This window comes from Microbacterium oxydans (assembly GCF_900095745.1).
Classification (GTDB): Bacteria; Actinomycetota; Actinomycetes; order Actinomycetales; family Microbacteriaceae; genus Microbacterium; species Microbacterium oxydans_B.
Map to the genome: position 1 here is coordinate 259,508 of NZ_FMIR01000015.1, position 11,919 is coordinate 271,426.

The 11,919-nt window shown below is 68.6% G+C and carries 10 protein-coding genes; 7 read left to right on the plus strand and 3 right to left on the minus strand.

Translation table 11 applies throughout. The features are described from left to right. Positions 1 to 19: 19 nt before the first annotated feature. A complete protein-coding gene (locus BQ2383_RS09300) occupies positions 20 to 757 on the plus strand; it encodes a Pr6Pr family membrane protein (protein WP_244175959.1) in 738 nt (245 codons plus the stop codon). A 51-nt stretch (positions 758 to 808) separates the two neighbouring features. Here the strand turns inward: BQ2383_RS09300 and BQ2383_RS09305 are convergent, their stop codons facing one another. Further along, positions 809 to 2,161, minus strand: a complete 1,353-nt coding sequence (locus tag BQ2383_RS09305; protein WP_091032865.1) for a flavin monoamine oxidase family protein — start codon at positions 2,159 to 2,161, stop codon at positions 809 to 811. A gap of 195 nt (positions 2,162 to 2,356) precedes the next feature. Between BQ2383_RS09305 and BQ2383_RS09310 the strand changes: the two genes are divergently transcribed. From BQ2383_RS09310 to BQ2383_RS09335, 6 genes are all read left to right on the plus strand, one after another. Further along, entirely contained in the window at positions 2,357 to 4,018 is a 1,662-nt protein-coding gene (locus BQ2383_RS09310) for an ABC transporter substrate-binding protein (RefSeq protein WP_091032868.1), read from the plus strand. 116 nt (positions 4,019 to 4,134) lie between these two features. Beyond that, positions 4,135 to 5,103 (plus strand): ABC transporter permease, encoded by a 969-nt coding sequence (locus BQ2383_RS09315; RefSeq protein WP_091032870.1) that lies wholly within the window; start codon positions 4,135 to 4,137, stop codon positions 5,101 to 5,103. Continuing rightward, positions 5,100 to 5,996 (plus strand): ABC transporter permease, encoded by an 897-nt coding sequence (locus BQ2383_RS09320; RefSeq protein ID WP_091032873.1) that lies wholly within the window; start codon positions 5,100 to 5,102, stop codon positions 5,994 to 5,996. The genes BQ2383_RS09315 and BQ2383_RS09320 overlap by 4 nt, the downstream gene beginning before the upstream one ends. Further along, complete coding sequence (locus BQ2383_RS09325) at positions 5,993 to 7,654, plus strand: dipeptide ABC transporter ATP-binding protein (protein ID WP_091032875.1); 1,662 nt, start codon at positions 5,993 to 5,995, stop codon at positions 7,652 to 7,654. Before BQ2383_RS09320 ends, BQ2383_RS09325 begins: the two co-directional genes overlap by 4 nt. After that, positions 7,651 to 8,961: an acyl-CoA dehydrogenase family protein gene (locus BQ2383_RS09330; protein WP_091032878.1), complete on the plus strand. Its 1,311-nt coding sequence runs from the start codon at positions 7,651 to 7,653 to the stop codon at positions 8,959 to 8,961. Before BQ2383_RS09325 ends, BQ2383_RS09330 begins: the two co-directional genes overlap by 4 nt. Further along, positions 8,958 to 10,346, plus strand: coding sequence for an NtaA/DmoA family FMN-dependent monooxygenase (locus tag BQ2383_RS09335; protein WP_244175961.1), 1,389 nt, complete (start codon positions 8,958 to 8,960; stop codon positions 10,344 to 10,346). Before BQ2383_RS09330 ends, BQ2383_RS09335 begins: the two co-directional genes overlap by 4 nt. 92 nt (positions 10,347 to 10,438) lie before the next feature. On the opposite strand, the gene BQ2383_RS09340 is transcribed toward BQ2383_RS09335, so the two are convergent. Both BQ2383_RS09340 and BQ2383_RS09345 read right to left on the minus strand, forming a co-directional pair. Next, positions 10,439 to 11,416: an SRPBCC family protein gene (locus tag BQ2383_RS09340; protein WP_091032881.1), complete on the minus strand. Its 978-nt coding sequence runs from the start codon at positions 11,414 to 11,416 to the stop codon at positions 10,439 to 10,441. 1 nt (position 11,417) lies between these two features. Continuing rightward, a complete protein-coding gene (locus tag BQ2383_RS09345; RefSeq protein ID WP_091032883.1) occupies positions 11,418 to 11,807 on the minus strand; it encodes an ArsR/SmtB family transcription factor in 390 nt (129 codons plus the stop codon). Positions 11,808 to 11,919 lie beyond the last annotated feature (112 nt).

An 11,919-nucleotide genomic window follows, 5' to 3' on the forward strand; every position in this document is an offset into this window, starting at 1 on the left:
AAAGGCGGGTGACGCAGCGGTGAAGGCGCGTACCGTCTTCGGCCTGCTCCGCCTCGGCGCTGCCGCCATCTGCCTCGTGGCGCTCATCCATCGACTGAGCTGGGGGCTCGCGTCGCACACGATCGCGAGCCAGAACTTCTTCGCCTACCTGACCAACCAGTCCAACATCGCGTTCGTCGTGCTGCTGACGATCGCGGGGGTGATCGCTCTGCGCACGGCGCGGGATCCGCGGTGGCTCACGGTGGCACTGGCACTCGTGCTGACCTGGACGATCACCGCGGGGCTGGTCTTCGCGATCCTCGTCTGGCAGGCCGGACTCCGCGGCATCCGCATCGATGTGCCGTGGTCGGATCAGGTGCTGCACTTCTGGCTGCCGGCGCTGACGGTGGCGGCGTGGGCCCTGGCGCCCGGCCACCGCTCGGTGCCGTGGCGGGTGGTCCCGGTGACGCTCGCCTACCCGGTGCTGTGGGGAATTGCGACGATGATCCGCGGGCCGATGATCGGCTGGTACCCCTATTACTTCCTCGACCCACGGCAGGTGAGCGGGCCGCTCGAGTTCCTCGCGTCGGCGGCGATCGCGCTCGGCAGCTTCGCCGTGGTCTCGACCGTGCTCGTGCTCATCAGCCGGATGCCGCTGCCGAGACGGCTGCGGACGGATGCGGACGACGACCCCGACGAACCGGACGGCTCGCCCGCCGTCGATGGCGAGCAGGTGCCGGAGGAAGCCGCGCGGGAGACGGCGACCGCGCGGAGCTAGACGCGTCGGACGGCGCGCCGACCGTGGAACCGGCGCCGACGACGACGGCGGTCAGATCCAGAGCGTGAGCGAGGCGAGGGCCGCTTCGAGTGCCGCCTTCTCGTCGAGCGCCGCGAAGTCCGCGGCAGCGGTTCCGCCGACGAGCCCCACGAGCACGTTCTCGCCGGTGGTCGGCTGCAGGTTGATCCAGGTCGGGATCCGCACATCGGCACCCACGGCGTGCCAGATCGACTCCTCGTTCTCCCAGAACGGCTCGTCCCACCGCAACCAGACGGTCTCGATCGCGCCCATGCCGAGGGCGGCGATAGCGCCGCGCTGCGAGAACGGGAGCGCCGGATCGAACTCGATGCTGCGCTTCTGGAGCACGCCCAGCGGCACTGTCACGACGACCCGGTCGAACGACAGGGCCTCACCGGTGCCGAGGCGCACGCTGACGCCGGAGTCGTCGTACGCGATGCGAGCGACCGGGGAGCTCAGTCCGACCTGCACACCGTCGAGCGCGTGCTCCACGAACGGAGTGAGATCGTCGCGGGCTGCCTTCGGCTCACCGGTCGGCAGCGGCGGGGCCAGCCAGCTGGAGAGCGCGTCGGCATCGGCTCCCGTGCGGGTGGCGAGGATCGCGAGCAGGGCGGCGGTCGCGGGGTCGGCGGGATCGACGCCCGCCGCGGTCAGTGCGTCGGCGACCGAGGAATCCTCGGGGGCCGCCTGCGCGGTCGTCATCGCCGCGGTGAACGGCTGCGGGTCGACCGGGTCGATGTCGGCGTCCGGTGTGCGCCAGAGTTCGCCGGTCAGCTCGTCGATGCCGACATCGCCGCTCGTCAACTGATCGAGGACCTCGGAATCGTCTTCGCCGAAGAGCCAGGCGCCGAGCTGCACCGGCACCGGCCACGAGTCGTCGACCTGCGAGTGGACGCGTCCGCCCACGCGGTCGCGCGCCTCGAACACGGTCACCTGCACGCCGCGTTCGGCGAGCAGTGCCGCAGCCGTGGCGCCCGCGAGGCCGGCGCCGACGACGGCGACCCGCTCGCCGGAGCTGCCCGGGATCATGAGTTCCTCCGCGGCGCGCGCACCGGAGGCGATGGCCCCGCGCACCGTGCCGGGAGCATCCTCATCGGTCGCCTCGCCCGCGAAGAACACGCGGTCATCGATGGGCAGACCCAGCGCGGTGCGGGTGCCGGCGACGACCCCGACGGGGGTGAAGCTGGCGGCGCCGAGGGCGAACGGGTCGGTGCTCCAGGTGCTGCGGACGCTGCCGGCCGGCGCGGGAACTCCGGGCGGAGGCTCGGGTTCGCGGGTGCGCGTGGGCGTCGGCGTGGGCGCGGGTTCGGGGGTGCAGGAGGCGAGAAGCACCGAAGCGACGCCGGCTCCGGCGCCGAGGAGCAGAGTGCGGCGCGTGATCCTCATCGTGTCGCCACTTTATCCCGAGCCGGGCGGTTCTCGATCCCGCCGAGCGGTCTGGACCCTCCGCCGATGCGACACAGAACGACGGCGCGGGTAACCCGGCGTAACCGCCGGTAACCCCTCGACTCCCCCGCCGACCGGTTCTCGCACCTCACATAGCGTTTCACCACCAAGACCCCCACACAGCAAGGAGAGGCCATGACGGCATCCCGAAATCGGTTGCTCGGAGCGATCGCGGCGACCGTGCTCACCATCACGCTCGCCGCCTGCTCGACGAGCACCGGTGGCTCCCCCGGCCCCACCAACAGTGACGAGCCCGAAGCGGGAGGAACACTCAAGGTCGCTCTCAACGCCTGGGCGCCGACCAACCTCGACCCCCACCAGCAGGGGAACTCGAATGACCCGCTCATCTTCCGTGCGATCTTCGACACTCTGTTCTGGCAGAAGGAGGACGGCACCTTCGAGGGCTTGCTGGCCGAGTCGTACGACCTCTCCGACGACGGCCGCGTGTACACGATCCACCTGCGACCCGACATCACGTTCCAGGACGACTCGCCGCTCACCGCCGAGGTCGTGCAGCAGAACATCGAGCACATCTTCGATCCTGCGACGGCGGCGCCGCTGCAGGCGTCGTACCTCGGGCCCTACGAGAGCTCGAAGGCCATCGACGACCTGACCCTGGAGATCACCCTCTCCGAGCCGTACTCCGCACTCATCAACGTGCTCTCGCAGGCGTACCTGAGCATCATCTCGGGGAAGCAACTCACCGAGGCGCCCGAGACGATCGTCGATCACCCGATCGGCACAGGACCGTTCGAGGTCGTCGACTGGCGGGCAGACGAGTCCCTCACTCTCGAGCGCAACGACGACTACGCCTGGGCGCCGGAGTCGGATGCCGGGAGGACGGGCGCCGCCTACCTCGACGGCATCGAGATCAGCTTCGTCGCCGAAGACAGCGTGCGCTACAACGGCCTGGTGGCCGGCGACTTCGATGTCATCGACTGGACTCCGCCGCAGAGCGTGGAATCGGTGCTGAGCAATGACAGCCTCGAGTTCACCAAGTTCGACCGTCCCGGCCACCCGTATTCGCTGTGGCTCAACGAGAACAATGCTCCTCTCGACGACCAGGCGGTGCGGCAGGCGATCTTCGCCGGTCTCGACCGCAAGGCGATCATCGACGCGGTCTCGTTCGGGCAGTGGACGGTGGCGGACGGCTTCCTCGTTCCTTCGACGCCGAACTACGCCGAGAACAGCACCGCCACGTTCACCTACGACGTCGATCAGGCCAACGAGATCCTCGACGACGCCGGCTGGTCCGAGGTCGACTCCGACGGATTCCGCACGAAGGACGGCGAGCGCCTGTCGCTCTACTTCCCCACGACGGGCGACGTGACGCAGGCCAATCAGATCCTCGAGATCGTCCAGGACCAGCTCAAGGACATCGGTGTCGAGGTGCAGATCGATCTGCTCTCGTCCGAAGATCAGCAGGCCCGCGTCGCCGCAGGCGAGCAGGACATCAGCGCCGGCATCTGGACCACGAACACCGCCGACGTGCTGTTCATCAAGTACAGCTCGACCGAGGTCACGACGCCTGAGCGCCGTGGGACCAACCAGACCAACACCGCCGATGCGGAACTCGATGAACTCGTCGCGGCGGCACGGGCATCGACCGACGCCGACGAGATCGCGGATCTGTACGCACAGGCACAGGAGCGCCTGACCGAGATCGTCCCCTCGATCCCGCTGTACTACCGCCCCTCGCTGGTCTCGTCGCAGGACAGCGTGCACGGTCTCGCATTCGACCGCGCCTACGGCAACCTCTGGTTCTACAACACCTGGAAGGAGGGCGCAGGTTCCTGACCGGAACCCGTCAGCTCCCCGCCGGGATGCTGCCACCGGATCACACGACGATCCTCCGGCAGCATCCCGTGCCCATCACTCCTGACTTTCCGCCGGCGACCATCCCCCGGAGCCCCATGACCTCGACACGAACCGCCCACCACGTGGCCGGGTATCTGCGCCATGCGGCGCTGCGTGCCCTCGCCGGCATCGGAGTGCTCTTCGGCGCCATCAGCCTCGCCTTCGTGGCCCTCTACGTGCTCCCTGGAGACCGGGTCTATGCCGTCGTCGGCGGCGCGGAGGTCAGCCTCACCGCCGATCAAGAAGCGGCGATCCGCGAGCAATACGGTTTCGATCAGCCGCTCTGGGTGCAGTACGGCACTTACCTCGGACGGCTTCTCACCGGAGACCTCGGCACCTCGTATCAGCGCGACCTTCCGGTCGTCGACATCATCGGGGAGCAGCTCGGCCCGACGCTGCAGCTCTCCGGAGCAGCAGCGGTCGTCACGATCGTCCTCACCGTCGCCGTCGCGCTGCTCACCGCGAAGCGTCCGATCCCGCACCGTGTCTCGTCTGTCGTCGAGATCTTCTTCCTGTCGGCACCGGGATTCTGGATCGGCATCGTGCTGCTGACGATCTTCTCCTACTCCCTGCACCTGCTGCCGTCCGTCGGCAGCGACGGCCCCGCGACCCTGGTGCTCCCGGCGCTGATGATCGGTCTGAGCACTGCTCCCGCTCTCATCCAGGTCTTCCGCGGGGCATTGGAGGACGCCCTCGACGAGCCGTTCATCATCACCGCGCGCACACGCGGAGTGAGCGAGGTGACCGTGCGGCTCCGTCACGCGCTGCGCCATGCGCTGATCCCCCTCAGCACGCTCTCCGGCTTCCTGATCGGGGGCCTGCTCGGGGGTGCGGTGATCGCGGAGACGCTCTTCAGCCGGCAGGGCATCGGCCGCGTCCTGGTGACGGCCGCGAACGCGAGCGATGTCCCGCTCGTTCTCGGACTCGTGCTCCTGGCCGCGACCGCCTACGTCGGCGTCAACTTCATCGTCGACCTGCTCTACCCGCTCATCGACCCGCGCATCCGAACGGAGGCACACGCATGAGCGTGACAGAACTCGCCCGACCCAGTCTCGTCCTCGAGCAGATGCCGACCACCCCCGTGGACGAGCACCGCCCCCGGCGGCGCGCCCTTCGCGGATACCCGGTCGGTTTCTGGATCTCCGTCGCCTTCTTCGCCGTCGTCGTGGTCGCGGCCATCGCACCCGCCGCCCTCGCCCCCTTCGATCCGCTGTCGACCGACACCTCGAACGTCCTCGCGCCGCCGAGCATCGCTCATCTGCTCGGTACCGACGAAGCCGGACGCGATGTGCTCAGCCGCATCATCTACGGCGCCCAGCCGGCGCTGTTCCTCGGCATCGGCGCGACGATCATCGCGCTGGGGATCGGAAGCCTGATCGGGCTCGCCGCCGGACTCGGCAATCGGTTCCTGGATGCTCTGCTGATGCGCGTGACCGATGTGTCGCTCGCGTTCCCCGAGCTGCTGCTCGCTCTGCTCATCATCTCGATCTTCGGCGGAGGGCTGCTCAACACTCTGCTCGCGATCGGCATCGCGGGAATCCCCAGCTACGCCCGACTCGTCCGCGGCCAGACCCTCGCCATCCGCAACGCGGGCTATGTCGAGGCTGCGCGGGGCATCGGTCTCAGCCCGACGCGGATCGCTCTGCACCATGTGCTGCCCAATGCGATCCGCCCGGTGCTCGTGCTCGCGACGATCGGCGTCGGCACGGCGACCCTCGCCGGAGCGGCGCTCACGTTCCTCGGTCTCGGCGTCGCACCCCCCACCCCGGAGTGGGGATCGATGCTGTCGATCTCACGCAACTTCCTCGAGCGAGCCTGGTGGTACGGCATCTTCCCCGGGCTGACGATCACCGCTCTGGTCGTCTCCACGACCACGATCGGCCGGACACTGCAGCGACGTCTGGAGGGAAAGCGATGAGCCGACCCCTTCTCGAAGTCGCCGGCCTGCGTATCGCGTTCGGGGGCCACGCGGATCGCCTCGACGTCGTCCACGGGATCTCGTTCTCGATCGACGCCGGCGAGACCCTCGCGATCGTCGGCGAATCCGGCTCCGGCAAGAGCGTCACGGCACGCACGCTCGTCGGGCTCACCGGCCCGGACAGCGGCGTGAGCGCGAGTACGCTGCGCTTCGGCGACCACGATCTCCGGACGGCCTCGAAGCGCACCTGGCGCGGCATCCGCGGAGGCGAGATCGGGTTCGTCCTCCAGGACGCGCTCGTCTCGCTGGACCCCCTCCGGACGATCGGCCGGGAGATCGAGGAGCCGCTGCGCGAGCACTTCGCATGGGACGCCTCGCGTCGGCGCGAGGAAGTGCACGCGCTGCTCCGAGACGTGGGAGTGCCCGAGCCGGAGCTGAGACGCCACCAGCGCCCCCACGAGCTCTCCGGCGGCCTGCGCCAGCGTGCCCTGATCGCCAGTGCCATCGCGGCACGGCCGCCGTTCCTCATCCTCGACGAAGCGACGACCGCGCTCGATGTGACCGTGCAGGCGCAGATCCTCCGCCTGCTCGAACAGTTCAAGGAACAGGGGCGCACGCTCCTGTTGATCACCCACGATCTCGCCGTCGTCTCGCAGATCGCCGACCGCGTGATCGTGATGAAGGACGGAAGGATCGTCGAGACCGGCACGACCGCCGACGTGTTCGCCGCAGCCGAACACCCCTACACCCGCCGGCTCATCGCCTCGATCCCCTCACACCGCCCACGGCGGGCCGCGACCGTCGTGGATCGTGCCGCACCCGAAACCGGGCCAGGCCCCTCGGCCTCCGTCGCCGTGGCGCAAGTGGACCACATCAGCCGCACGTTCCGCCTTCCGGGCGGATCCGAGCTGCGGGCGCTCGACGATGTCTCCTTCGCCCTGCACCCGGGTCGCACGCTGGGGCTTGTTGGAGAGTCCGGATCGGGCAAGACCACGGCGGGCCGCATCCTGCTGGGCCAGGAGAGAGCGGATACCGGAGAGGTCCGAGTCGTCGGCACCCGCTGGGCGGATGTCGAGCGACGCGAGCGATCCGCTCTCCGTCAGCGCATCCAGGCCGTGTATCAGGACCCGCTGAGCTCATTCGATCCCCGGCATTCGATCGATCGGATCCTGACCGAGGCGGTCGGGGTGCTCGGTCGCCACGATCGCACCGGCCGTCGGCTGCGCGTCCGTGAGCTTCTCGACCACGTCGAGCTGAGCGCGCAGCTGCTCGATCGGCGACCGCTGCAGCTGTCCGGTGGACAGCGCCAGCGCGTCGCGATCGCCCGCGCTCTCGCTCTGGAACCGACGATCATCGTCGGCGACGAGCCGGTGTCGGCTCTGGACGTGTCGATCCAGGCGCAGATCCTCGATCTCCTCGTCCGCATCCAGCAGGAGACGCAGGTCGCCCTCTTGCTGATCTCGCATGATCTCGGCGTCGTGAACGCGATCAGCGATGAAGTGCTCGTGTTGAAGAACGGCAAGGTCGTCGAGCACGACTCGGTGTCGAACGTCTTCGACCGCCCGCAGGCCGATTACACGAAAGAGCTCCTCGCGGCTATCCCGCGTATCCACGGCGCTCCCCCGCCCATCTCCCCCACGATTGGAAGCACCATATGACCGCCCCCACATCGACCGCACCGGTCAGCACCTACCAGCGCCTCGCCGAACGGTTCCGTCCGGTGTTCGCCGAGATCGCCTCCGGCGCGACGGACCGGGAGATCAACCGCACGCTCCCCTTCGAACAGATCCGGTTGCTGCGGGATGCCGGATTCGGGGCTGTCCGCGTGCCCGAGGAGTACGGCGGCGATGGGGCATCCGCGGTGGACCTCTTCCGTCTGCTCATCGAACTCGCCAGAGCCGACTCCAACGTCGCCCACATCTGGCGCGGACACTTCGCCTTCCTCGAGGTGCGACTCACGCATGAGGATCCGGAGTACCGCCGGCATTGGGGGGAGCAGGCCGTCGCCGGCGTGGTCGTCGGCAATGCACAGAGTGAGCCGGGCAGCGGGGCGCCGACCGAGAGCAACACCGTCATCACCGAGAAGGATGACGGCACCCTCGTGCTCAACGGTGAGAAGTACTACAGCACGGGCACGATCTTCTCGGACTGGGCGAACGTCACCGCGCGATACCAGGACCATCACGCCACCATCGCGGTTCCGCTGAATGCCCCCGGCGTCACGATCCACGACGACTGGGTCGGGTTCGGCCAGCGCCTGACCGGAACCGGGACGACCGCCTTCTCGGAGGTCGTGGTCGATTCCGCACACCTCACGGTGTACTCGCCCGGAGCGCGCGACCGGAGCTACATCTCCGGCTTCTACCAGCTCTTCCTTCTCGCCGTGGTGGCCGGCATCGGGCATGCGGCCGTCGACGATGCCGCGGACTACGTGCGCTCTCGCACGAGACCACTGCTCAGCGGGGCGGCGGCGCAGGACGACCCGTTGTCGCAGGCCGTACTCGGCAGAGCTGCGGGATCCGCCTTCGCGGCCGAGGCTGCCGTGCTGCACGCCGCGCAGCGGATCGACGATGCGTACCGCGCAGCGCTGGACGGCGTCTCGGAGAGGGAGCCCTTCGAGGCGGCCGACGTTGCCGCCTACTCGGCGCAGATCGCCGTGATCCCCCTGGTGCTGTCGGTGACCACGGATGTCTTCGACGTCGGCGGATCGTCATCCGTCGCGCAGAGCCGAGCGCTCGACAGGCACTGGCGCAACGCCCGGACGATCGGCGTGCACAACCCGATCGCCGCGCGACAGCGCGCGGTCGGGCACCGGGTGCTCTTCGATGCACTGCCCGATCCGTTCGCCGAGCGTGAGGTGCGGGAGAGCGGAACGGATGCCGTGCAGGATGCTGCGACCGATGATGCCGCGGACGGTGCCGCGGACGAAAGTGCGACCGTCTCGGAGAGCGAGGGCACCGCGTGAGCGAGCGTGATCGGCCTCTCGTCCTGAGCCTGTTCGAGATGGCATCTCCCGTGCACCTGTCGCACGGGCTGTGGACGCACCCGCTGGATCAGCGTCACCGCGTCGCCGACATCGGGTTCTGGCGAGAGCTCGGCTCCCTGCTCGAGTACGGAACGTTCGACGAGCTGTTCCTCGCCGATGTGCTCGGCGCGTACGACGTGTTCGACGACGGACTCGGCACCGCCGTGCGGGAAGGTTTCCAGATCCCGGCGCTCGATCCCCTCATCGTGCTGGGCGCGCTCGCGGACGCCACCGACCACCTCGGGCTGGTCGCGACGTTCTCGACGACCTACGAGCCTCCTTTCACGTTCGCGCGACGGCTCGCCACGCTCGATCACCTGTCGAATGGGCGCATCGGCTGGAACATCGTCACCTCGTACCTCACGAACGCGGCGAGGAACTTCGGTCTCGCAGATCAGATCGAGCACGACGCCCGGTATGAGATCGCCGACGAGTTCCTCGAAGTCGTGTATCGCCTGCTGCTGCAGTCGTGGGATGACGACGCGATCACCGCCGACCGCGACCGGCGCGTCTACGCCGAGCCGGACGCCGTGCGCTACATCGACCATGTCGGCTCTCGGTTCCGCGTGGCCGGCCCCAGCCTCACTGCACCCAGCTCCCAGCGCGTGCCCGTGCTCTTCCAGGCTGGCAGCTCGCTTCGGGGGCTCTCCTTCGCGGCGAAGCACGCGGAGGTCGTGTTCGTCGGTGGATCGACCCTCGACGACATCCGTGCGAACGTCGACGCGATCCGCGCGCAGGCGGCGGAGTTCGGCCGCGATCCCGACACGATCTCCTTCCTCGCGGGCGCGCACGTCGTCGTCGCGGAAACCGAGCAGGCTGCGCGCGAGAAGGCAGCGGACTACGCCCGATATCGCACACCCCGGGAGGCTCTCACGCAACCTGCCCGCACCCCCGACCTGAGTCGTTACGAGCCGACGGAGCTCGTCGAAGACATCATCCGACGCGAGGATCACGGGTACCGGCTGCTGATCCGGGAGTGGCGTCCGGGGCAGACGGTCGGCGAGCTCGTCGCGAAGGCGGCGAGCTCACGGAAGGGCATCGCAGGTGACTGGTCGATCGTCGGCGACCCGGTGCAGGTCGCCACCCGGCTCGAGCAGATCGCCGACTATGCCCACCTCGACGGTTTCAACCTGAGCCAGGATGTGAGCTTCGAGTCGGCGCGCGACTTCATCGAGCTCGCCGTGCCGGAGCTGCGGCGACGCGGCCTCGCCCGATCGAGCTATCGCGACGGGGAGACGCTGCGGGAGCGTCTGTCGCGCGACCGGTCCGGAGCCCGCCCGCACCCGACCCACCCCGCTTGGCAGGTGTCGTCACCCGTGCGGTGAGCAACTCAGGAAGGCTTTCCGTCGGAACTCGCAAACCGGCCGATCCCTGGGCGGACCGGCCGGTTTCCTGAGTTGTGAACGCGACGCCGCGGTCAGACGGCGAGCAGCTCCCGCTCCAGGCGAGCGAACGACGACTCCATGCCGTCGGCCATGCCGGTGGCGAGGATCATGTCGCGCGTCTCCTTGTCGGGGTACTCGATGAGCACCGTGACGAGGGTCGCGCCGTCCTCCTCGTACAGGTTCAGATCGTTGAGGGTCTCGGTCGGCATGCCCTGCATCCGCTCAGTGGTGACCGCGCGGCGCGGGGCGTCGATCAGGAGCGCCTCCCCCTCGAAGCCGAACGGCTCCCCCTCCGTGTCGCCCACCGGCGCCCAGGAGTTCCGATACGACTGGCCGACCTCGGTGGCGGCGACGCACTCCGTCATCTCCCAGCCGTCGGGGCCGAGCATCCACTTGCGGATGAGCTCGGGCTCGAAGTGCGCGCGCCAGACCAGCTCACGCGGCCCTTCGACCAGACGGGTGATGCGCACGTGGGTGTCGTCGAGCAGCTCCACCCGGGTGCCCTTGCCCTGCGCGTAGTCGCGGAGGTCCTGCAGCACGGCATCCAGCTGCGCCATCGCCATCTTGATGCCCTCGACCTGGCCCATCTCGACGACCTGCTCGAGTGCATCGACCGAGTCGAAGTGGCTGGTCGTGACCATGCGGGTGCCCTCGGCGGTGGGCTCGAACGAGAACGACATCCGCTGCGCGGGGAAGCCCTCGAGTGGCTTGCCGGACTCGTCCACGAAGGAGTCGATCACCTCGAAGCCGTTCGGCGCATCGATCGAGAGGAACTCCCACGATCCGGATGACTTCTCGCCACGGGGGCCGTTCATCGAGTAGACCGCGCGTCCGCCGACGGTGTGGTCCCAGGCGGTGAAGGTGGCCGGCCATCCGGGAGGACCCCAGAAGCGTTCGAGCTGGCGCGGATCGCTGTAGGCGCTCCAGACCCGCTCGATGGGGGCGGCGAAGTCGGCGACCACGGTCATCGTGAGGTTGTCGGCATCGGTGGTGACGTCGGTGACAGGCATTTCAGTCTCCTTGCTCGTTCTTCTTGGTGTCGCTGTTGTCGGATGCGCCGGACCGAGGCGTCTCGGCCAGCAGGTCGTCGAGCCGGGCGATGCGCGACCGCCACAGCTCTTCGTATCGGGCGAGGAGCGCCCTGGCGCGGGCGATCATCTCGGGGTTCGCGCGGACGAGCCGCTCGCGTCCCTCGGCGCGCTTGACGATGAGGTTCGCGGCCTCGAGCACGGCGACGTGCTTCTGCACCGCGGCGAACGACATCTCGTATTCGGAGGCGAGGGTCGAGACCGACTGCTCACGCTCGATCGTCCGGCGCAGGATGTCGCGCCGGGTCGACGTCGCCAGTGCGTGGAAGACACGGTCGACCTCCGCTTCGCTCAGTTCTCTTTGTGCAACCATTTGGTTGTACGTTATGCCTGAGCGGAGGGGATGTCAAGAGGTGATCGTGTCTGCGTATCGAGCGACGCCGACGGCCTTCCTGCGCATCGGGCAGAAGGGGACTCTGTCCAGA